Annotated in this window: 15 protein-coding genes and 1 pseudogene; 3 read left to right on the top strand and 13 right to left on the bottom strand. The window is 58.1% G+C overall.

The features are described from left to right. Nucleotides 1-3: 3 nt before the first annotated feature. The 7 genes from ACDC66_RS03165 to galE all read right to left on the bottom strand — a co-directional run bounded on the left by ACDC66_RS03165 (nt 4) and on the right by galE (nt 12,447). Nucleotides 4-1,761, bottom strand: a complete 1,758-nt coding sequence (locus tag ACDC66_RS03165) for a hypothetical protein (RefSeq protein WP_376695228.1) — start codon at nt 1,759-1,761, stop codon at nt 4-6. Beyond that, on the bottom strand, nt 1,758-2,633 hold the full coding sequence (locus ACDC66_RS03160; protein WP_376695227.1) for a sulfotransferase domain-containing protein: 876 nt from the start codon (nt 2,631-2,633) through the stop codon (nt 1,758-1,760). Before ACDC66_RS03160 ends, ACDC66_RS03165 begins: the two co-directional genes overlap by 4 nt. Before the next feature lie 2 nt (nt 2,634-2,635). Beyond that, nucleotides 2,636-3,421: a hypothetical protein gene (locus ACDC66_RS03155; protein ID WP_376695226.1), complete on the bottom strand. Its 786-nt coding sequence runs from the start codon at nt 3,419-3,421 to the stop codon at nt 2,636-2,638. Beyond that, nucleotides 3,421-5,391, bottom strand: coding sequence for a right-handed parallel beta-helix repeat-containing protein (locus tag ACDC66_RS03150; protein WP_376695225.1), 1,971 nt, complete (start codon nt 5,389-5,391; stop codon nt 3,421-3,423). The genes ACDC66_RS03155 and ACDC66_RS03150 overlap by 1 nt, the downstream gene beginning before the upstream one ends. Before the next feature lie 13 nt (nt 5,392-5,404). Beyond that, complete coding sequence (locus ACDC66_RS03145; RefSeq protein WP_376695224.1) at nt 5,405-6,130, bottom strand: hypothetical protein; 726 nt, start codon at nt 6,128-6,130, stop codon at nt 5,405-5,407. A gap of 69 nt (nt 6,131-6,199) precedes the next feature. Next, the gene (locus tag ACDC66_RS03140; RefSeq protein WP_376695223.1) at nt 6,200-11,383 is read right to left on the bottom strand and encodes a glycosyltransferase; all 5,184 of its coding nucleotides are present in this window, start codon (nt 11,381-11,383) and stop codon (nt 6,200-6,202) included. Nucleotides 11,384-11,463: 80 nt separating this feature from the next. Continuing rightward, nucleotides 11,464-12,447 carry a UDP-glucose 4-epimerase GalE gene (galE, locus tag ACDC66_RS03135; RefSeq protein ID WP_376695222.1) on the bottom strand — a complete coding sequence of 328 codons (984 nt, stop codon included), beginning with the start codon at nt 12,445-12,447 and terminating at the stop codon, nt 11,464-11,466. A 193-nt stretch (nt 12,448-12,640) separates the two neighbouring features. Here galE and ACDC66_RS03130 point away from each other — a divergent pair, with 193 nt between their 5' ends. Beyond that, nucleotides 12,641-14,224: a peptidoglycan DD-metalloendopeptidase family protein gene (locus ACDC66_RS03130; RefSeq protein ID WP_376695221.1), complete on the top strand. Its 1,584-nt coding sequence runs from the start codon at nt 12,641-12,643 to the stop codon at nt 14,222-14,224. Between the two features lie 30 nt (nt 14,225-14,254). On the opposite strand, the gene ACDC66_RS03125 is transcribed toward ACDC66_RS03130, so the two are convergent. Then, the gene (locus ACDC66_RS03125; protein WP_376695220.1) at nt 14,255-16,237 is read right to left on the bottom strand and encodes an STT3 domain-containing protein; all 1,983 of its coding nucleotides are present in this window, start codon (nt 16,235-16,237) and stop codon (nt 14,255-14,257) included. A 351-nt stretch (nt 16,238-16,588) separates the two neighbouring features. On the opposite strand from ACDC66_RS03125, the gene ACDC66_RS03120 reads away from it, so the two are divergent. Beyond that, nucleotides 16,589-18,259 (top strand): hypothetical protein, encoded by a 1,671-nt coding sequence (locus tag ACDC66_RS03120; RefSeq protein WP_376695219.1) that lies wholly within the window; start codon nt 16,589-16,591, stop codon nt 18,257-18,259. 104 nt (nt 18,260-18,363) lie between these two features. Here the strand turns inward: ACDC66_RS03120 and ACDC66_RS03115 are convergent, their stop codons facing one another. Continuing rightward, the gene (locus tag ACDC66_RS03115; RefSeq protein WP_376695502.1) at nt 18,364-18,681 is read right to left on the bottom strand and encodes an IS30 family transposase; all 318 of its coding nucleotides are present in this window, start codon (nt 18,679-18,681) and stop codon (nt 18,364-18,366) included. Nucleotides 18,682-18,697: 16 nt separating this feature from the next. Continuing rightward, the gene (locus ACDC66_RS03110; protein ID WP_376695218.1) at nt 18,698-19,090 is read right to left on the bottom strand and encodes an integrase core domain-containing protein; all 393 of its coding nucleotides are present in this window, start codon (nt 19,088-19,090) and stop codon (nt 18,698-18,700) included. Nucleotides 19,091-19,178: 88 nt separating this feature from the next. On the opposite strand from ACDC66_RS03110, the pseudogene ACDC66_RS03105 reads away from it, so the two are divergent. After that, a pseudogene (locus tag ACDC66_RS03105) lies at nt 19,179-19,967 on the top strand (IS3 family transposase); the annotation flags it as partial. A gap of 148 nt (nt 19,968-20,115) precedes the next feature. Here the strand turns inward: ACDC66_RS03105 and ACDC66_RS03100 are convergent. From ACDC66_RS03100 to ACDC66_RS03090, 3 genes are all read right to left on the bottom strand, one after another. After that, nucleotides 20,116-20,769, bottom strand: coding sequence for an HAD family hydrolase (locus ACDC66_RS03100; RefSeq protein ID WP_376695217.1), 654 nt, complete (start codon nt 20,767-20,769; stop codon nt 20,116-20,118). Nucleotides 20,770-20,777: 8 nt separating this feature from the next. Further along, on the bottom strand, nt 20,778-21,524 hold the full coding sequence (locus tag ACDC66_RS03095; protein ID WP_376695216.1) for a 3-deoxy-manno-octulosonate cytidylyltransferase: 747 nt from the start codon (nt 21,522-21,524) through the stop codon (nt 20,778-20,780). 77 nt (nt 21,525-21,601) lie between these two features. Continuing rightward, nucleotides 21,602-23,200 carry an aldolase catalytic domain-containing protein gene (locus ACDC66_RS03090; RefSeq protein ID WP_376695215.1) on the bottom strand — a complete coding sequence of 533 codons (1,599 nt, stop codon included), beginning with the start codon at nt 23,198-23,200 and terminating at the stop codon, nt 21,602-21,604. Between the last annotated feature and the right edge of the window lie 50 nt (nt 23,201-23,250).

The raw sequence follows: 23,250 nt of genomic DNA, 5'->3' as shown, positions 1-23,250 counted from the left end.
CCATCAAGCAGCTTGTGCGCGCCCCGAAACCAACGGGTTATCGACAATACGTCTGGCAACGGCCAATGCACTGTTGTACTTATCCCTCTCGATCTCGATTTCGAGAATCCTGCACGCCCTGGCTAGCTCAACATGATCCACGGTCAGTTCATCCTCCTTCAGTCCCCGTGCCCGCCTGACAGCCGCCAGGATCGACTCGAGCCTCTCCCCCTGCAGAAACCCTGGAGCCCCCACGCCAATATGCTCAATAGACCATTGGTGCCAGATCATTATTCGCCATTCATCGTCACCGAACCTCGAAACGAACTGCGGAGATACTGCGGGATTGTGGATACAAAGGGGCACTTGCTTTAGCACGTCCTTGATCACACCAAGATAGGCTTGGAACGTTTGATAGGTCGCTATGGCATCATCCGAATCGAGAGCAACCGTCAATCTCTCCAGAAATCCCGAAGTCAATCGCCCCTCCAACGTAAACCTAGATGTACTGAATACGTTGACCAGGGATTCCGGGGGCCTTACCTCCCAGAGATGACGGGTAAGCGTCTCGCAGACTTCCGACCAATCAGTGTCCTCTGGCAAAGCACCAAGGCCAAAGTCAACCATCTGAACCTTGAACCCACTCTGCAGGAAGCGATCAACGAGTCTCGGCGCCAGAACCGTCTCTCTTGCAACATGCTCGAACAGCAACTCCTCATGATCAAGCCGGGAGACACTCTTCTCCGAGAAAATCTGCTGTTGCAGCAAAACGTGATCCTTGCTACCCGAATCAAAGAACTCTACTTTGAATGCGTATGAATTGCGGATACCGAAGTCAATATAGAACGTGTGCAGATCGCGCGGCTTATAGCCAAGTGATATCAGTCGCTCGCCAACGTGTTGTTCTCTCGCCTGGCGTTGAAACACCTGGCGAAAGGTCCGACTAACAACCCGATCACGCTGACCAATCTTCTCCTGCCGAAATATGAACGGATCAACATGTGTCTTGAATTGATACAACTGCGCAATCTTTGACGTGACTTGTACGGCGCCCTTGAGACTCTGACGGATAATCAGAATTGCCAGAATTGCAAACAGTATGTTTCCCTGCGACCCTTGCAGGTAGGGAATCAATAGAACGAAGAATCCGGTCAGGAAGTTGATCGAATAGAAAATAGTCAGATAGAACTGCGTCCTATCAACCATCAGACGCAGTAACGGATTGGGGTCAAGAACGCTTCCGAATTCCAGGAGAGCCGCTGACAAGCCATACTGGAGCATCAGAAGAGAGCCGATCACTATAACCAGTGCGGGATCAATAAAGCCCAACGCCGACATGCCAACTACAAAGAAGACCGAACTACCGCATATGGAACCGAAGTCGCTGTAGTACTCCTTTGATTCAACCCTTTGGTCCGTAGTCTGGGAAATTCCGCTACTTGCTGCAATCACCTTCGCGCTGCCCCTGGCGGCCACCCTGTCGGACAGAGCATCCAACAACAGAGAAAGTAGATAGAACACGACTGCCCCGACAGACAACCCGACGATCCACGGAAATTTGTCGGCCGGATCGATGAAGAAGGCAAAGTACCTGGGAACGCCGTCAGAACCAGCCAAAAGAATGACTTTCAGGGGCAGGAAGAACGCGAGCAGCCCGAAAATGCGCCCGAGCAGGGTCGCCATCACAAAAACCGGCATGGCAACCGGAGTAAGTACGAGGAGAGCGCATACTGCCCTTTGAACCCACTGAAGCGCATTCAGCGTTTCACGGAAAAGGCTCATGGAATTGGCTCCTCGGGGATCCTGTCTCCTTTGCCCCTTAACCGCGAGTAGTCAGGCCAGCTTTCGAGAGGCATCCCGCAAAGATCTCTTAGCAAGTTGTTCCACGGAGCATAAGCGCGCTCGAGAGCTGCACGAGACCCTGCATCCAGTGCGATGCTCTGCATGGGCCTGTAAAGAAGCTTGCGGCCAATAGGCGACCTGGACCATGCAAGAGCCTGCTTCGCCCCAACCAGCTTCCGCAGTCGAGCCCCGATCGGATTCAGTACATACTTGCTCGAACTACTATGATGCACCTGGTCAAAGCCCTCGTAGGCAGACTCTTCGGAAACGCCGATGAACCGGAAAATCCTGTCAAGCTCCTGTGTCGTCTGACTCCACAGTTTCTCGCATTCAACGATCAGGATTTGTTCATGGGAAAAGTATTCCAAATACCCCTTCAGGTGTTTGTAATAGCATCCGGTCAGAAAGACGTTCCCCGGCCCCCTTAGCTCCGACTCCACAAAAGCATCCGCCCTGAGCGTCGTGCGCGCCTTGGCGAGGGAATGCTGGTAGTGAGAAATAAATCGCTGAACGGGGTCTCTCACCAAGTAAATGAGCCTGACATGCGGCAACGCCGAATGAATCCTGCGGGGCACCTCGGGATCCAGATGGAGTTTTGAGTAGACCGGACTTACATCGCCCGTGACCACCCCGCCATCGGGGAACTGTCGCCTGTACCAGGCATATGATCTCTTGTTGTACAGCCGGCCAAAAAAGTAGTTGACTTCCTTCTTACGGCTAACGGTGACCTCCGGATGATGTCCGAGATAATGATACAGACTGGTCGTCCCGCACTTCATGCCACCTATGACAATAAAATCCGGAGACGGCATGATCACCTGCCCCCTGCATGCAGCCTTTGCAGGTCTCCCGACGCTTCCTTTCCGAACCTTTCAAGTGCACATTCATACAATCTTTGGTCGTAGCCAACCAGATTCCGAATCTTCTCGATTGCCGCATCGGTCGGCGCAATCAAGGGGCTACGATTGCGCTGAAGCAGCGGCACACTAAATCGTATCCCCGACACCGACTCGAACAAACTGATAGACTCTGAAAACTGTTCTGTTATCCCGACGAAATCAATGCTTTCCAATCGCCGGACTGCAGTCTCATACTCCCGCTCTCCGACCAACATTGGTGAATTCACGTTCGCCATCGGCTTCATGGAAAGTACTTTCGTCTGATAGTCTCGAACCTGGGAATTGACGAACTTTTCGTCCTCCAGCAACTTCAAGACAGCATCCCCGGCCGCCTCCGGATGGCCAAGCAAGTTCTCCGGGCCATCATGCTTCAACCGGTGCGCAATCATCGACAACGAGCGAGCAACAGGATCCCTGAGAAAAACCGCAAGACGCCAATCCCCCGGCATCCGTTCGGCAACGGACGCTGAGAAATGGCCACAAACCACCTGCCTCCCTCCAAGCGTGAGCTCACCGCTTTGAAGACGCTCCCGAAGTTCCCGGGCCTTCAGATACCAGCCCCTCTTGTGCTGCTTCAATTCCTCACGTGTGGGGTACACGGCGGCACCGAGCTGCTTCTCGAGCATCTTTCTGAAAGACGTACCCGCAGTCTTCATTACATGGATGAAGATCCATCCATCCGCACAATCACCTGTCTTCATCAGCCTTCAAACCGGTCATGGAAAATCGTCGTGTCTTCAAAATATTCATGCGCCCCAACATCACAAAGGGACCCAAACGGTCGCGAGTTATGTTCGATATCTTCATCAACGCCTACCAGACATTCCACAGACTGAACGAGACTCGAAGTCTCCTGGAGTCGATAATCATGTGATGCTGGATCCACAAAACCGGCATCGAGACCGGTGTTTCCTTCGCTTCCATCAAGGGCATTGAGATCTTCCACTGTATTGACGTTGATGCCGTTAATACGTCCAACACGTTCGGAAAAGTTTACGATGTTGTTGAAACCGATGATCGAGTCATCGCTTACAAAATCATCAATCCTCAGCGCCCATGCGTCACCATCAAAAATATTGTTCTGTATGGATCCATTTCCCTCGAGCCTGAGCGACCCGAATGCATTCCGTTCGGTCTGGTTGCCATAAAATGTGTTGTGTTCAATCCGGGAGAACGCATCAGGATAATTCTCCGGACGGTGACGCATGAATATCATGCCGTGGTAGCCGGAATTCCCCGCAAAAACGTTGTTGATGATTCTGGCAGTATTTCTCAGCACATACACGGCGCCAGTATCATTGATTGAAGGGTGGCCAACACCGCCATCCTTGTATCCATTGTCGAGAAAGTAGTTGCGTTCGATTACGCAGTGAACCGGCTCATCTCCGCCACCCGCGACACAGCCAACTCCCGGATGTACGTAGATCGATTGATTGTTCCGGACCGTATTGTCGGTAAAGACGAGCTGCACCTTGTCGAAGTTTCCTGAAGCATTGACATCGGCAATATTTCCTTCAATCAGGTTGTTCTGAAATAATTGCTTCGCCAGCGGCCCGCTGAAGAACTCGATAGCACCGCCCCTCCCACAATCACTGTTCCCGACGTCACTTGTGCATCGGGTGTCTACTGCGCTGTTACCCCGAAAGATGTTCCCGCGGATTTCGGCCGTGGAATCGGTAAAACCCACTGAAGCCCTGAAGTTCATATGAATTCCCCCGCCGGACACACTGTCGAATGCCGGCCCGACCTCGGGGTCATTTATCTGATTCGTGGCGAAATTATCTTCGATGACGTTATCGATTACCTGAAACACCAGATCCCTGTCATCCGTCTCGAGATGAATCCCCCCGCCGAATCGTGACCGGCCATTGCCGGTAATCTCGTTGCCGATGATGTCAGCACTGCCATCGAATACGGAAATGGCACCGCCGGCAAAACTCGCTTCATTGCCCTCGAACAGATTGCCGCGTATTTCGACCACATCCCCTTCGGTTCGAGTCGCCTTCACCCCACCGCCGCCGGGTTCAAGGCTACCGCGAGCCACATTGCCGGTAAAAACATTCTCGATGATCCTGGCACTGGCCCGGAAAATGTGGATGGCGCCGCCCTGACTGTAGGACCGATTGTTCAGGAATCGATTATTCCGAATGGTAGGACGCCCGGGATTGGGTGCGTTTTCACCCGCGGATATTTTGATGGCCCCACCGGAACTGGAAGAGTTCTCTGGGTCGCTGCGGCAGTTCTCAAATCTGTTGTGCTGAATTGTTGGAGACGACTCGCGGATCACTACACAGCCGCCTTCCCGAGAGCGAGTTGCCCGGCCGTCAATGAATGTGAAACCTTCAACCAGAGTATTCGAGGCAAGTGGGCCGCGAATGAAAAGAATACTGCCCGAATCCTGACCATTCAGAATGGTCGAATCGGCACCATCGTCCGAAATCAGGGTAATCGACTTATCTACAATCTCTATGAATTCACCAATATCGTAGTTTCCGGGCCCAACGACAATGGTATCCCCGCTAGCAGCGGCATCAATCGCTGCCTGGATCGAATCAGAGTCACCCTGTACCTGAATGGTGTCTGCATGGACCCAGCTCACAAACAGTCCCAGTAACAAAATACCACCCCAACATCTAGCGGCAAGGTGCCTACTTGTAGTTGATTCCGTCATTTAATCACCTTTCCTATACAAGTTCGAGATTAATGGAATGGTGCTGCTGGAGCCAGCGGATTCTTTCGAGCAGTGCCTTGTTCCCAGAAATTGCCTGACGCTCCCGCTCCTCTAATTCCCGTAGCCTGTCCTTGCCCGGGGTCTTGTTCCGATTTGGCGTACTGGCGATATAGGATTCCACATCTTCATCGGAGGTTCCATCCACCCCTAGAAACCCGAACAGGTTTCGGCACAGCCAGCCGGGCCTGTCGTCACTGGCAAGATACTGATCGAGATGGAGTATCTGTACTCGATAGAAATCATCCTGATTCATAACATTGAATGCATCAATGGATGCAATGGTGTTGGCGATGAACTGCTTCTTCTTTATCCCAAGTTTCGACTTCTGGGACAAGAAGTTCTGCTCGAGCCCCCGCACACAGTACAGGAAATCCACTCCATCGAATTCCGGCTTGAGGAGATTGTCCAGCGAAGGTTTAACCAGTTCCACATACGGCATCTTGAAACCAATCCGGTACCGCTCGACGCGGCCTGGCCACCCGGGTGACGCTCCGCCCTTGCCCAGGAGTCGGATGTTCTCGAGTATGAGTCGGAGCCGTGCCTTTCTGAAGTTGGGTTCCGTCCATTTGCCGGCATGGCAGGCCTCGGCCGTTTGCACCAGTTGGTCCAGCGCCACAATCAGATCCCTGTGAATCTCACCACGCATCCAGAACTGCGGGTGGCGATTCAGAATATCCACAAACTGCCGTGTGCCGCTGCGGGGGAACCCTCCGATAAGGCAAAACCTCACTGGACCCTCTCCCGTGACTCAGGGAGCATCTTGCGGCCCACACTTGTTGGTCTGGTCCACCTGATCCTCCGCAAGGATTGGCTTGCCCCCAGACAGCGTACGATCGGCCGCATTCTGGGGCGCATTCAACGTACCGACACGGTTAATGTACTCGTCGGCCATTTCGGCCAGCCGGTCCGCCGGGGCCAGGCCACCGAACTCCTTTGCGTAGCGCTGCCTGAACAGCCGACGATCATCTTTTCCTGACTGTTCGACACCAAGATCAAGCACCAGTTTACCCGGGTCGTTTTCCATCAAGAGCGCCTCGGCACAGTATACAAACTCGTCATTGGCCCGGGCGATTGCCGTCAACTCGTTGTCTGCCCGGTGGGCCCGGTAGCCGGAATACAGAATATCCTTCGGATACAGGCCCCGGACCCATGCCGTGCGCACCATCCCAAATGCGGCGATACGGCCATGCCACTTGCCGCAGTTGAAGGCCAGCAGCCCCTTGCCGCTGTCTTCGAGCTGCCGGTGGGCGGTCTTGAGCCAATCCTGGCCGGCCACGGCGTCTTCAGCCAGGTAGACCACATAGCGGGCCCGAATGCGACGGGCGCTTCGGTTGAGCGTGTCGACAAAGCCGCGACGCTTGTTGTCGAGCACGACCACGATGCGCACCGGCATACCGGCCCGATGGGCCAGGTGCCGCGCCGTAGCCAGCGCCCGGCGTCGGTTGATGGACGGCATGATCACCGTTACATGGCCCTCATCGCCACGCTCGAGACCGCGAAGCTGCTCGCCATCGATCACAGTGATGTCGCCCCAGAATCGGCCCGAGCTTCCATCTGCCCCACCCAACTCGGCACTGTCGTCCCGGAATCGGCCCGAGCTTCCATCCGGCCCACCCAACTCTGCACTGTCGTCCCGGAATCGGCCCGAGCCGATATCCGGGATCTCATGAGCAGTGCCCCCTTCGCCACCAGACTCACTTCCGGCTTTTCGCCGCCCCAGCCCCAGCACGCGCCCCAAACCCGCCCGAACACGCTCAAACCAGCCAACTGCCGGCGCATAATCAGGCTGTTCCGGCTCAAACCCGGCCAGTTCCGCTTCGGCAGCCGCCAGATCGTAGACGACGGCCTCCGGCACCTGCGCCAATACGCCTTTCTGCGCCGCGCGCTGCTGCACGGCATGCATCCAGCCGCGCGGATCTTTGGCTTCTGGAACCCCGTCCTCCAGACCCTTGAGCCACTCGCGGCGCACCAGGACGCAGGAAGAATGCTCTCCCGGCGCCTGCCCGCCGTTGAGCCCGAGCACGCAGGAATCACCAGCCGCACTCACTGCCAGGGCCTTCTGCAGCCAATCGACGCCGGTCAGTATGCCTTCGCCCACCACCAGCAGTTGACGGCACGGCAGCGTAGAAAACGCCATGCGAACAGCCTCGACGGCCTCGGCTTCGGAAGCCACGGGTACCATCAAGACCTTGAGCGGATGCCCGGCGCGGGCCACCAAGCGCCTTGCGGCGGCCAGACCGCGCCCGCGATGCCTGGCAGGAAGCAACGCCACAACACCGTCTTCCTCCAGCCCCGCCAGGGTCTCGGGCTCATCCAACTCGCGCACCTCGGGCGTGCTGATGGCGCCGGCCAGCTCACCGGCCACATTCCCCGGCAACGCAAAATCCTCATCGACCAGGCAGCGCTGCCGGTAGAAATTGGCGAAGAAGTCATAGAACGACTCGGCCACTTCTTCCTGACCATCGTTTTCCGCCAATGCCCGGCGCGAAGCCAGCTCGAACCCGGACCGCATCGCGGCGTAGGAAAATTGCCGCCGAAACAGGCGCTGTCCGGCTTCCTGCATAGCCCGCCGCTGCTTGCGGTCGGCAAACACGCGATGAATGGCTTTCTCGATCGCCCCCCAGTCGCCAAAAGGCGCCAACCGCAGATAGCTCTGGCGCGCCAGATCGCCCAGATCGGAAATATCGTTGGCAATCACGCTGGCCCCCATGGCAAAGGCATCGGTGGCCTTGTAGGGCATCTGGTAGTGGCTGGCGGGTACTTCAGGATCCAGCCACAACACGACCAGGTCGGCGGCCAGGTTGATGCGCGCCATCGCCTCGCGATCCTGGGGCGGCAGCACGGTGATTCGATTGCCGTACTCGGCCACCAGGCGCTTCTGGTCCGGCGAGATGCGCGAACCGACGAACAACAACTTGTAGCGCGGATCGCCCAGGCGCTCGACTAGCTCGATGAGCTCATAGATGCCCTTGTGCTTGCGGATCAGCCCGCCGAAGAGAATCACCCGATCGGAACGGGAAAACCTCAGCTCGCGCCGGATGGCATTGCGATCCCAACGGGCCGGATCGTACACGCGCTCATCCTTGGGGTTGCGCATGTAAAGGCAGCGGTGTCCGAAATGCGCATCGATATTGCGATTATGCGTGGCAAGCACCGGCAACTGCTGGCCCGCCCACTCCATCAGCAGCGACCAGCGATGACTGTAGGGATTATCCAGCTCCGGGTCGTCCGGCCGGGCCTTATCCAGCGGCAGGGCCGCGTCGGCGCTGTCGCGGCCCGGCGCCTGCACCACCGACTCCAGGTCGTTGATTTCCAGCACGATCGGCGTGCCGTAGACGTGCCGGGCCAGCAAGGCCAGCCCCAGGCTTGGCAGGCGCGGCTTGACCACGTAGATCACATCACCGCTAATGCGCGCCAGCGCACGACGCATGGCGTCGAAGAAGTCCGGAAGCTCGCCGCCGGGCAGGTACACCGTTTCGAATGGCGGCTTGACCCCGGCCAGCGGCGGAAAGATCTCCTCCTCGAAGAACCGGAAAGAGACGAGCTGCACGTCGTAGTCGCGAGAAAGCGCCTCGGCCACGGCAAAGGCCTTGGAGAAATGGTTGCGCGACATGTCCCAGGAAATCACCGTCACGCGTTGCACGGCCGGCGCACTCGCCTGGGGCAGGCCGTCGGACAGATAGCCGGCCACATTGGCATCGACAATCCGCTCGACCAGCGGGTTCTGATGCTTGGCGGTCACCGTCAGCTGCTCGAGGCTCTCGTTGCGCTGATACAGCGTGACGATATCGGTCACGTGCAGCGGATCACGCAGCCAGGTGTACTTGATGATCAGGTCGTAGTCCTGACGGCGCGGCAGCGATTCGGTGAACCCGCCGAAGCAGTCGTAGAGCTCGCGGCGATGCAGGAACGAATTCAGGTCGATATAGTTCTTGTCGAGCAGCCGCTCGTGATCGAACGCCGGCCTTTGGTAAGACTTGACCTTGATCCCGCCCTGCCGATCGACCCGGTAGTCGAGAAAATCGGCATAAGCGCAGCTTCGCCCCGGGCACTCGATCAGCGCCCACAGCATGCGCGCCAGATAGCCCGGTCGCCACATATTGTCGCTGTCGAGATAGGCGATGAACTCACCTCGGGCGAGTTCCAGCCCCCGGTTGCGCACGGCCGCCGCGCCCTGCTTCTCCAGCTTCAGGTACTGGATTCGCGGGTCGTCGAACTGTGCCACCACCTCGGCCGTGGCGTCGGTACTGGCATCGTCGCAGACAAACAGCTCCCAGTGCGCCCAGGACTGCTCCACGACGCTCTGAATGGCTTCGGCAATGATCGAGGCCCGGTTGTGGGTTGGCATCACGATCGACACCAGCGGTTTGTGCCCGATCTCGACCAGCCGCCGCTCGGCCTCGGCAATGCCGCGGTCGCTTTCTTCCAACGCCTGATCAAGGCCCTCCGGCTGGTCCTGGCCGAGAATCTCCTCGAGCCGGCGAGCGGCGATGCCCTCGCCTTCCGGCTGGCGCTTCGGAGCGGCCTGCGGCCCCAGAAGACCCTCGGGAAAGTACGGAAAATGCGGCAGAATGCGACGCGCAAAACGGCCGAGCCTCGGATCGTCCTCTTCCGGCAGCGCCTCGACCACCTGCCGCAGCCGCCGAGCATTCACCGTGGCGGAGAACTCATCGAGAAACACCTGCCGAATCTGCTGGCGCTTCTCGTCGTTCTGCCATTCGTCAGACAGCGCCCGATCCAGCACCTGATCGAGGTCGGTGAGATCCGTAAACAGCGCTACGTCGTCAAGCGGCAAATCGGTAAACGCCGGATTGCGCACCACCAGCGCCGGCCGCCCCATGCCCAGCGCATCGCTGAGCTTGGCCGGCACCTGCGCCCGGGTCACGTCGCTATCGGGATGCTGCAGCGCCAGGCAGACATCGGCCGCGGCCACCAGTTCCGGCGCGGCCGACAAAGGCTGGTCTTCCAGAAAACGGATCTCGACGCCGGATACGGCCTGCATCTGCCGCTGAACCGAGCGGGCATCAGCGTCGAAGCCGCCCACAACCAGCATCGACACATCATCTCGCCCCAGCCGCGCCAGCGCCTCCGCCGTCTCCACCAGCCCCTTGTGCGGCCGCGGCGTGCCCAGAAACAACACGATGCGCCGATCAGCCGGCAGCCCGTACTTATCGCGCACAGCCCTGCGATCAAAACGACCGGGGTCGAATTCACGCTCACAGCGCGCATGCCGAATCACCGTGCCGCCAAACCAGTCCTGCAGCACCGGATTGGACACCGTCACGCCATCGAACAAGGAAACCAGCTTGACGGCCACATCCGTCCACTTTGGCCCGGCCAGCCGGTCCGGATACGGCAATGCACCAATGGTGGCCGGATCCAGATCCATCTCGTCCTTCAAGCCACCGCGCCGAAACGCCAACTCGTTATCGTCCACATCGACAATCACCCGTGCGCCCCAGATCAGCTTGTAGAGCAACCCGAAGAGCATATTCGGCATACGCGGCTTGGAAAGATGCACCACCTGGCAAGGATGCTCGGCCACCAGCGCCATCGCCTGCTGCACAAAACGGCGCTGATCGTCGGCCCGGAGCACAAAAGGCTCGATATCGCCCTCGGCAATCGGCGGCCAGACGCCATCGCCGTACTTGGGAAACAGCGCCCCGATCAACTCCACCTGAGAAAACTCGCCATACAGCCTGGCCAGCAGATGCGCCCGGCCGGCCGCGTTGTGCGTTAGGCTCCAGCCACACACCGCCACCCGCAACGGGCCATCTGCCACACTCGCAAGATACTTGCGCCGAGTCATCTCGATATTCTGACGCAGCACATTGGCCAGCCCGGGTCTGCTGGCCAGCGACTCCAGATAAGCGCGCATGGCCGCACCGTAGCGATTGGCGCGAAAGGCTTCATTGGCAGTTTTCAGCCGCAACACAAAACAGGCCCGTCAAGAAAATTCGATTCAAATAAGGAGGACATTTGGCTTATACAAATGCGTAGCCGAAAAATTAGTTACCATGCTGATCCCTTTTTCTTTTCCCAATTCCAAGCATGGCGAATAATCTCTGACAAACTTGAAAACTCCGGTTGCCATCCCAGACTAGAACGTGCCTTTCTACTGTCAGCCACAAGTATCGGCGGATCACCCGGCCGACGCAGACCATTTTCGACATGAAAATCCTGACCACTGACTTGCCTGACGGCGTCGATCACCTGCCGGATAGAATAGCCATTGCCATTGCCCAGGTTGAAAACGGCACCACGACCCTCCTCGTCCAGGTAATTGAGCGCAAGCCAGTGAGCCTGGGCAAGATCCTCGACGTGGATATAATCGCGAATGCAAGTCCCATCCTTGGTGTCATAATCGTTGCCGAATACAGTTATGCTGCTGCGGCGCCCAGAGGCCGCTTGAAGAACGAGTGGGATCAGATGCGTTTCAGGTTGATGTCTTTCGCCTAGCGCGCCGTCAGGGTCCGCACCTGCAGCGTTGAAATAGCGCAGACAGACACTTTTTAGCCCATAAGCAATAGCGTAATCGGCCAACATCTGCTCGACCAACCACTTACTTCGCCCATAGGGATTGATCGGCGCCTTGGGATGTTCTTCGTCAACAGGCGTGTACTGAGGATTCCCGAAAATGGCCGCCGTCGAAGAGAACACGAAATTTTGCACTCGATGACGAGCCATCGCCTCCAGCAAAATAAGTGTATTGCCGACATTGTTTCGAAAATAGCCGGAGGGATTCTTGACTGATGCACCAACTTCGATAAATGAAGCAAAATTCATGACAGCGTCAATATCATTCTCCGAGAACAGCCTGTCCAGGAGTTTCGCGTCTCCAATATCGCCTTCCACGAAAAGCCCTTCCGGCACAGCGTCACGGAATCCGCCGCAGAGGTTATCGAGCACCAGAACCCGGTGACCTCTCTCGAGTAGATACTTGACGCTGTGCGAGCCGATATAGCCAGCGCCACCAGTCACAAGAATAGTATTCATCAGTAGCCCTTCAAGAAAAGATCCTTCAACATACGACAACCGGCAAACTGAATGGCTTGGCAGACTTGGTCATAGGAATTCGTTTGAGTATGATGTGGCGCATTTGCTGCCGCGCGAAAAACAGAGATGTGCGGCAAATGCAGTGTTCCGAAAAACAATCCCTACTAATTGCTATCATGCCATGAGGCCATACGTGTCTGAACCAAAAAGACTTTTTAATCTGCTGCCTGCTGCCGCAGTCATCGCCTTTCTCGCGTCCTGCAACGCCAGTGATGATCAGGCTGACCCGGAATCGACTTCCGACTGGCCGGCCGACCTGATAGCCCCCATCGAAGGCGCCACCTTCAGCCTTTCTGAATCCCATCTGCCCGGCGCCCCCCGCGATTACCGCGAAGGCAGCCACCAGGGTTTCGATTTCTTCAACGGCCTGTCTAGTCGCCCCCTTGCGGAAGGCGAAGCCGTCGTCGCTGTCGCCGACGGAGAAGTCATCCGCATCGACCGCGACTACGACACGCCCGAGCAGGCTCGACAAGCCTACTACAGCCAGCTGGCGGACGATGCCGGATTCGTGGGTGAATACGCCCTCGACCAGCTCCGCGGCCGGCAGGTGTGGATTCGCCACGAAGCGGGCCACGTATCCCGATACGCTCACCTTTCGGAGGTTCACCCCGAACTGCAGCCCGGCGATGCCATCGAGCAGGGACGGGCCATCGGCCTGATGGGCAACACGGGCATCCCGGCGACCGAAGACCAGCCTGATCCGGCGCCACACCTGCATTTCGAGCTTTGGTCCGCCGATGGGGAGCGCTTCCTCGGAAAGGATCGCACTCCGCTGGCAACCCACCAGGCCATTGCAAGCATTTTCGGGCCGGAAGCCCTGCCCAGATACGCCCGCCAGGTCGTCTCCGCTGTCGAGCAGGGAGAGCCAGCGCCGGACTCCTACCCGCCGGAAGAGCGTCCCGACGTCGGGTTCACGGTCGACCCGCCCTCGGAAATTGCCGCCGGAGAGGCTTTCGCTGTCCCGATCACCTGGGAGGACGATCACTTCGGGGTCGAAGATTTCTTCAGCCTGCTGGAAGGAACCCCCCTTGGTATCATCGACGCGGGTGACGGGGCATGGATTTTGGGCGCTGTCCCGATAGAGGCTGCAGAAGGGGATATCCGCTTGACCGTCGGAGCCGCCGACCCCTACGGGCAGTCACTGGTCGGACAGCGAGACATCGCCATAAACTCCGCCGCCGAAACGCCGGCGCCCATTGAGGTTGATCCTGGCGTTCTCGATCGCTATAGCGACGAGAATCTGCAAACCGAATCGCAACAACTCGCAAGAGCAACCTTTGCATCCCTGCGCACTACCAAGCCGCGATGGGACAGCGAATTTCAAGCGCCCCTGAATGGCGACGTGGTGGGCGAATTCGGTCAGCGCATGGTTTCCGGCCCCATGGCCCCGTTTCACCCCCGCCCGGGGTATCTGATTCGTCCGGATGACAACAGCCGGGTACTGGCGAGCAATGACGGTGTCGTGGCCCTGGTCGAGGAACTGCCCATTCGAGGACAAACGGTTGCCATCGACCACGGCGGCGGCGTGGTTTCCATCTACGCGCACCTGGATTCATCCCAGGTTGAGCAGGGGCAGGCCGTCAGCAAGGGCGAAGCGATTGGAATCGTCGGCCGCAGCGGGGCCATCGACGACGACTTGCTCCGCTGGGAAATCCACGTTGCGGGCATTCCCAGCGACCCGCGATCATGGCTCGACAGCCTGATCCCGGGACGGTGACAACGCCGCCCCGGCGCCGCACGGGGAACGCTACCTGACGCGATAGATACGGGCCGCGGGAGCCGCGTCGACCACCAGCTTGAAATGCGGTGCCAGTTCGGCCGGGTCGCCGACAAGGAGCTGGACGGCGAGGGTGCCGAACAGATCGGCATCCATCACCACGCCCTCGCCGGCCTCGTTGTTGATGATTGCATGGGCGCCGTCGGCCCGATCCCAGTGATTCCGGTAACTGCTACCGGAGGCATCCAGTATGTGCATCGAACGCAGGGCAACCGGCCCGTCGGCGGTCTCGAGTAGGCCACTTTCCCCATCAAACTGAACCGGCGGCCTGATTGTGGCGATCCGGCCGTAACCGTGCTCGCCGCCAGTCAGCCGCCAGCGCCCGTACAGATCCGCCCATTGCGCCTTGCGCAGCGTCTTCCAGCTTGCCACCACGAACTCGTCGGGCAGGTTCTCCACGTCACGGGGGTCGAGCCTTTCGGGCCGTTCCAGCAGGCGCTGTACGTGCCGAGCATCACGATGCGTCATGGTCTCCAGCGGCTCCACCTCGTAGCTTGCCCTGCGCCAGTCCTCCGACGAACGCATCGCTCTCTGACGCTCGGCCGCAGAACGGCGCACGAACGACGCTGCACGTTGCGGATCGCGGGCGCCGAACACCTGGCCCAGGGCAAAGGTTCGCAGTCTCGAGGCATTGCCGCCGTCGGCCAGGGTCGGCAGCCGGCCGTAGAACTGCGCCGGATAGCCTTCGTCCCACCACGCCCAGATGCGGCCGCGAGAGGAATCCAAATGCCGCAGCTCCTTCAGGGAATCAGCCCAGCGGGGCGACACCGCAGGCTCGGGCCGCAGATCGCGTGCGTGCCAGCCGATGACGGCCACGACCACGCCGGCCAGGGCGATGTGAATGAATGCTTCCAGGCGCCGATGACGCCTCATGCGCTCAAGCAGCGTCGCCGCCCCCAGCCCGATCCCCAGCCCGAGCGGCGCCGCCGCGTACATGGCAAATCGGTGCCCCAGATCGATGGACAGCAGCCCCAGCACGAGCAGGGGGAAAAACGTCAAAAGGCTGGGCCAGCGAATGACTGTCACTACGAAACCGGCAAGGCCGAGTAGCAGGAAGGTCCAGTGAGTGCCCACGCGCTGGATGTACTCCGCCCAGCTGACAGCACCTGTTTCCTGAATGCTGGCATCGACGCCCGGCAACGTCCAGTTGCTGACGAGGCGCGGCCCCGCCCAACCGGTGTACGCGGAAAGCCGCGTCCACGTCTGCTGCAGGAACGCCCAATCGAGAACGGCAATGAGCACCACCGCCACAACGAGCGACACAACTCCCAGACTCGGACGCGCCGGACCTCGCCGTGCCAGCAGCAAAACCAGCCCGAAACCGCCCAAAACGCCCCACCATCCGAAACTCGAGGCCAGCAGCAAGGCTGCCAACAACGCCAGCAGGGTGCCCGACGCTGCACGCCCGAGCAGCCAGACACCAAGCCCTGCGGCCATGACCGAAATCGCCACCAGGACCGGAAACCCGCTGGGATACGCCCACTGCGCGAGCCCGGCGACAGCGATCAGCAAAACGCCTGGGAGCATCCATTCCGCGGCGCCACCCGACCCCGGGGCCCGTTGCCCGTCCAGACGATCAATGGCCCAGGCCCAGATTGCGGCCAACGCGGTCGGCAGAAACAGCGCGAATAGATCCGTATCCGCATAACCCAGCCGCGTCCGCCCCAGATAACCCAGGCTGGCCGCCGCGAAAATGCCGCCGGCCAGCCCGGCGACCGGGTGCCCCCGCTGCCAGCACACACCGGCAATCACGACGCCGGGCAGGCACGCCAGTACCGCCGGAAGCCAGAATGCGATCCATTCCGGCGCATACCCGGAGAATGAAGACAGCCAGGCAATCACATCCGACATTGCCCAGCCACTGAGCCGCCCGACGCTATCCAGGCCGGTCAGCCAGGCGTATGCATCGGCCGTAGGCAGCACAGGAGGCGAGACACCCAATTGGGCCCACATTGGCCACTCGAGCAAGCGCAAGCCAGCAGAAAGCAATACAACCAGGCCGACGACTGCGAAACCGCATTGGAAGCGCCAACAGGAACGTGCCGTGGCAAATTGCTCCCCTGAAAACACCATTTTAAGTTATTTTTGCTACATTTCGAGACACATTAGGGGCCTTTAGCTTCTTTTTTATCCTTGCCGTGCCGCGTTACAGACCTAAAAGAGGCGCACCCCCCCAAAAAAACCAGACAGGTGTCACACATCTCCCTCATTTCTCGTTTAGGGTACTTAAGAGAGTTATTGAATTCGCTCTCTTCTAAATGGGAGTTTTCTCACATGATCACTTGCACAATTCAGGAGGGTTTCATGCGATACCTAAGCAGCAGCAGCTTTTCCATACTACTAGGAACTCTATTAGCTTTATGCCTGAGTTCACCACTGTCTGCCGAGTCACTTGTCGAAGCCGAAAACGATGGCAATGGCATTACCGCCTACGCTCACAGCTCTGATGACATTTTGTCGATCAGCATTCGGATCGTGGGGCCCGACAATTTTGTGTACGAAAACCGAGTCGAGGATGCCGCCATCGACTGGGTCCCCGAAGGCGAGTTAAGCGACGGGCTCTACACTTGGGAAGCCAGAATGGTAACCGTCGAACCCGGTGCGCCGCTGCGCGAAGATGTTCTCTCCACACAGGCATCAACCGCAGCGAACAATAGCGCGGACTCGGCTGACCAAGGAAATACACTTGACGCGGCCGCTTCGCTGGAAAAAAACGCCTCAGAAAAGCGATCCGAGCCCCCGCTCGAGCGCCTTTTTGAAGGTCAATACAAGAATGTCACAACCGAGACTGGCACTTTCAGGGTTCGCGATGGCTGGATCGAACCGATCAACCGACAAAAAGGCGCAATAAGCGCGGAAGAATCCGTCGGTTACCTCCACGACAAGCAGCCCGGTATTCTTGGCACCGTGGCCGGGGCAGTCATCGACTTTATCTTTCCCTCAGCACACGCCGACCAGGTCATTAACGACGATGTGACCATCAGCGACGCATCACCTTGCCTTCGCTATGACGATACTGATACGACGGGTGTAGATTGGAACTCGTGTACTTTTGATGGCGACGGGTTCTCGCTAAACAACGGTGCTAGCGCCTTCACGGATACCGCAACGTTTGGTATCCAAGAAGGCGCCCCAGACAGCTCATTCTTTATAAGTTCTACTGGCAATGTTGGCTTAGGAACGTCCGCACCGAGCCGAGCGCTCCATATCGCTGATACGATACCGGAAATTCGCATCGAAGATACCGATGGCACCCAAAGCTGGTACATCAAGAACAACAACGCAGGACGTTTTGAAATTGCGGAAGTGACAGGCGGCACCAACCCGTTCACCATTGCTCCGGACGCACCGGATCAGGCCTTCCATATTACTTCAAGCGGAAATATCGGCATCGGCACGGATAACCCTACGTGGCAGCTCCACATGGTGGATTCATACCCGCAGCTCGTCTTTGAGCATACAGACGGCCGCACAGCACAGTTTGAATATGGTGACGGCCTATTCAAAATTGAGGGTAACAGCGAACAGGATATCGTAACTATCTCTGATGCCGCCCCACAGCCTTCACTCTCTATTGATGCCTCCGGAAATGTTGGCGTTGGGACCAGCAGCCCACTTCAAAATCTACATATCGTAAGCTCTGGACGCGCCTCCGTCTTGTTCGATGCTGGGGCGGACTCGCAAGCAGATTTCGCGTTTAGAGAGGAAGGTATAGCCCGTTGGATCTTCAGAAGGCGGGGTGACACGGGCGATTTTCAAATTTCACGCCGAGACACCGATGGATCGTCACTTGATGCGCCGCTTATAATTACTGAGAGTGACGGACGAACCATTCTCCAGAACGGCCTTCAAATCAGATCAAGTGCAGAGCCTTCCGCTCCATTTGAGGGGGCGACCCTTTATGTCGACGAATCCAGCGGCGATTTAAAAGTGATCTTTGACAATGGAACAACTAAAACCATTGCTGCTAATTGAGCTATTTTGTTTGAGTCGGCCAAGAGGCCACTCCTAGGAGTGGCCTCTTTACATGAAAATGACAACCTCAACTTCTTCTTGAATTCCAAATAGGTATCCTGGATTCAACTACGAGGTGCAACAGTAAGCTGTAAGGAAGTGTCGTGGAACACTTCGTATGGCGTCAAGTAGCCCAGGCATTTTCGCAGCCGATAGTTCAGTCGAATCTCGATCTTTCGGACTTCTGGACCGGTCAACGTTGTGAGATTACGACCCTTGGGCAGGTACTGCCGGATCAATCCATTGGTGTTCTCGTTCGTGCCACGCTGCCACGATGCGTAGGGATCAGCGAAGTAAAACTGGCAGCCAAGATCGGCACTGATCCGTTGGTGGTCGGCGAATTCCTTGCCGTTGTCTCCGGTGCGGTGGTTGTCAAGATAGATGTCGCCTTACCCATGCTTAGGCAGCCTGTTTTTCTGGCCGCTCTTCCTTCTCCGGGTTCAGCCACACGGTTCCGACGGGTGACCAGTTCCGGGTATCTCCGCTCCAGCGCTGTGGATGCCGCTCTCGCGCCGCCTGATAGACGGCGTGCCGCTTGGCCAGGTTCTCGATGTCCTGCCCGGTGTGACGCTGGTTCGGCGTGACGTAGTTGATGCCGCGATGCTTGTGTTGGTGGTTGTACCAGTCGACGAAGTCACAGACCCACTCGCGCGCGGCCTTGAGCGAGGCGAAGCCGGTCCCCGGGAAGTGCGGCACGTATTTGCAGGTTCTGAACAGCGATTCGACGAAGCCATTGTCGTCGCTGACCCGCGGTCGGCTGAACGAGGCCGTGATCCCGAACTTGCCGAGCATGACCTGCACCGTCTGACCCCTGATCGGACTGCCGTTGTCGCCGTGAAGGACCAGCGGATTTCCGATGCAGCCTTCCTTCCAGACGCTGCGTAGTGACCGGGCCAAGCGCGATGAAGTGCTGATTCCGCACATCGAGCGTGTCTGGGATGCCAACATGCAGGTCTATGGCGCCGATAAGGTCTGGAAGCAGATGAACCGGGAAGTCATTCCCGTGGCGCGCTGTACCGTGGAGCGGCTCATGCGCCGTCTGGGCCTGCAGGGCGCGCGCCGTGGCAAGACGGTTCGCACTACCGTGCCCGATCAATCGGCGCCGTGTCCGCTGGATCGGGTCAACCGACAGTTGAGCGCAGATCGTCCGAACCAGCTCTGGGTATCGGACTTCACCTACGTCTCCACCTGGCAGGGCTGGTTGTATGTGGCCTTCGTTATCGATGTCTTTGCCCGGCGTATTGTTGGCTGGCGCGTCAGTCGCACCATGACCACGGACTTCGTGCTGGATGCGCTGGAACAGGCGCTCTATGCCCGTCAGCCCGAGGACTCTGAGAACTTGATTCATCATTCCGATAGAGGCTCGCAGTATGTGTCGATCCGCTACACTGAACGCCTGGGCGAGGCCGGCATCGATCCGTCGGTGGGCAACAAGGGCGACAGCTACGATAATGCCCTGGCCGAGACCATCAACGGCCTGTACAAAGCGGAATTGATCCATCGGCGCGGCCCTTGGAAAACCATGGAATCTGTAGAGCTGGCCACGCTGGAATGGGTATCCTGGTTCAATCACCATCGGCTGATGGAACCGCTGGGGTATATCCCGCCGGCAGAAGTTGAGGCAAACTACTACCGGCAGTTAGACAGTCAGGCCGCTATCGCAGCCTGACTTAAACCAACGAGCCTCCGCGAAACCCGGGGCGGTTCATATAGCTCATCGTGCAACTCCAACGTGGTGGTTAGAGTGCCGATGCTAGCGCACCTCACTTCTAACCGTTCAGTGGTGTTGCACTTCGCGGTTGAAACCAAGTGGGGAATTACCTATCCAACAGTGAATGCACCCCCCTTATGTAAGACAACTGGTTTTCAGACACCCAAGCCTTCCAGCCTTCAATCTCACTCCAGTCGCTCAGAAACACGAAGTCCAGCCCTGCAGTACTCGCTGCCCGATAGTCGTACTTGCTGTCACCCAAAAATAGCGCTGGCTTCCGGATGTTGGCACAAGCCAACTCTCTCGCGAGGATCTTGTCTTTAGAATCAGGGCTGCCGAATATGCCACCGTCAAACCATTCGGCAATTCCACGCTCGGTTAACACATTACGCAGCTCCGCCTGGTCACCGCCGGAAACGATTAACCATCGGGTGTTGGGAATATGCTGGCGAAGTGCCCCCAATGCTGGGGCTATCTCACAGTTCAGGAGCCCCTCCCGCACATGGTCGGCATAGGCCTGTAGAAGAGACTCTAAGTCCGCTCTCTTCTGCTCCGCATGATTCAGAACAATCCGTTCCAGGAAGTAATCAAATTTTTTGTACCGTGACACCCCACCTTTCGCTACGTGGTAGTCAACCATAGCCTGCGCAGCTGACTTACCGAATGGCAAGGTGGCCTGATAGAAGGCCTCGGTCTTGACCTTGTTGGAGTTAAGCACCACACCGTCGCAGTCGAAGATCAAAGTAGTGTACTCGGCCACTGAATATCTCATTGCGGCACCTGACCAGTCTGACGTAGCGCGTCTTCGACCTTCGCGACATCTTCACGCACATCCACTGCCAGGCTGCCCGGTTGGGTTTCTACCATGTAAATGGTCCTACCCAGCTCAAAAAAGCGCAGAATCTCTATGTCCTCGGCGTATTCCAGTTCGCTCTTGCGCCCAAAAGCCCGGAAGGCAGCCAATTCCTCCCGAGTGAAGGCGTAGATGCAGACCTGTTTCCTGTAGCGGCTGGGAGCGCACTCGGCGTCTTTGAAGCCCGGCAGCGCCACCCGCGACATGTAGACCAGCTCGTCGCGCTCGTTGGTGATTACCTTGGGAATGTTGACGCTGTGGGGATCTTCGTTATCGCCCACCCAACTGACACCGTTGATAATGGCATCCATATGAGCCAGCTTGGCGTCGCGCACCTTGAGAATATCAGTCGGATCGGCCAGCGGCTCATCGCCCTGAACGTTGATGTAGATGTCCGCCTCGACCTGCTCGGCGGCCTGAGCCACGCGATCGGTACCGGTCAGGGCGTCGTTGCTGGTCATCACCGCATGGAAGCCGGCTTCAATAACGACCTTGGCGATGCGCCGATCCTCAGTAGCGACATAAACATTCTCGGCGCCGACGGCGCGGGCCGAAACCTCGGTGACCCACAGGATCATTGGCTTGCCCAGCAAGGGCACCAGCGGCTTCCCTGGGTAGCGGCTGGAGCCATAGCGGGCGGGAATCATGGCTACACTGCGCATAGAGGCCTCTTATTCATGAAATGGGATGGAGTGGTATAGAGAGAAGCAAAGGCGACGAGGGGAGCGAGAATTTATCCTTAGAGCGCGTAAACCGATTCGCTATGCAGCCCGTAGCGGGTGGGAGTGATCGCCGTGATCGACAGTGCACCTTCAGCATCCTGATACTGCTCCAGCAGCTGATGCATCTCGCGGCTACGCGGATCGTCAGCCTCGTAGCCGTCGAAGCCGGCCATCAGAATACGAGAGGCTTGGCCGCTGGTGGCCACCGCCAGGGCGTAGGCTACCACCAGCGACGTCGGCAGGGTGCAGTGGGTGTCGTCGAAAGCGAAGGTCTCCGCCTGCACGTTCAAGCCAAAGTCCAGCACTTCCTTGCCGCCCAAGGAGTCACGCACATCCGCTGGCAGCATGGAGTAGGGCGTGATTAGCGGCTGGGGGAGCTGTGTATGCGACTTACAGTCGGCCAGCAGGCGCACGGGGTGGCAAGCCACGCGTAGGTCAATTAGGTCGGCATTGATGTCGCTATGAGTATTTAGGGCTACCACAAGCGGCTTCTGGTCGCGAATATAGCACTCCAGCGCCCAACGGTGGCGCGCCACGCCGGGACCGGCGCCCAGCAGTAGCACGTCCCGCCCAGCGAAGCACTCCCGAGGTGACCACCGCCCCTTGGGCTCGCCCCTATAGAAGTGGCGCGCCGCATGAAGAGTATTAGGGCTGAACTTTTTGCCGCCCTCTACCCTAAGATGGTCGATAACCGCCAACACATCTTCTTCGCTATAACGGGAGTCGCTGAGCATAACCTGAATAAAAGTAGGGTGAATGCCGTACTTGCCCGCCAGGTAGTAGTAGGGGTTAGTACCCCAGCCGAAGTGCGCCTGCATAGACTTGAAGTGCTCATGCACCAGCGTCATTAGCGGCACTAGATTTGCAGCCCTTCCACGGCGCTCGGCGATCTCGATGACCAGTTCCTCGGTGCGGGCATTACCTGGCCCACGGCCCATACCAGTGACAGTGGAATCCACCCAGGTTACGCCCTCATCCAGCGCCCGAAGTGTGTTGGCAAGAGCCAAGCCCAGGTTGTCATGAGTATGGATGCCCATGGGCCCCGCCCACTCGCTACGGAACCACTGGATGATCTGTGCAGCCTGATCCGGACTCATGCTGCCCATGCTGTCGGCGAAATAGAGTGTATCAATCGGGTGGGCATTGGCCTGACGGGCAAGCGCCTTAACTTCCTCCTGGGTGCGATCCGCTACCTGCATTAGGTTGAAGCCGACCTGATAGCCACGCTCCTTCAACCAGGTAACCACCGGCAGCGCCTCCTCGAACTCATGCACGTGACAGGCGATTCGCACCAAGTCCACAGGTGAGTTCACCGACACGTTGGGGAACAGTCGCTCCAAAGCCTCCAGCTGCGGCACCTTCCCCACTAGCTCGTTGCCGTTGACCATCACGCCAATCGTCAGCCCGTCCGGCCTCGTCAGGCTGCGGAGAAATTCATCGGTAGTGAAGGCGCACGGGCCTTGGAAACCTTGATTTTTTAGGGTACGGAAGCCCAGCTCCACAACATCCACCTCGGCAGCCTGCATAGCGTTAAGGTACTGGTGGATGAGCTCTGGAGTGAAACTCCAAGCATTATAATAGCCGCCATCACGGAACGTACAGTCAACAAAAATCATAATTTTTCCCTTAAATGGCTCTTCACTCAATTGTGTGGGCAGCAGTCAAC

Origin of the sequence: Wenzhouxiangella psychrophila (assembly GCF_042310375.1) — a bacterium.
Classification (GTDB): Bacteria; Pseudomonadota; Gammaproteobacteria; order Xanthomonadales; family Wenzhouxiangellaceae; genus Wenzhouxiangella.
Note: the sequence above shows the minus strand (reverse complement) of the source record. Positions and strands in the feature narration are given on the sequence as shown.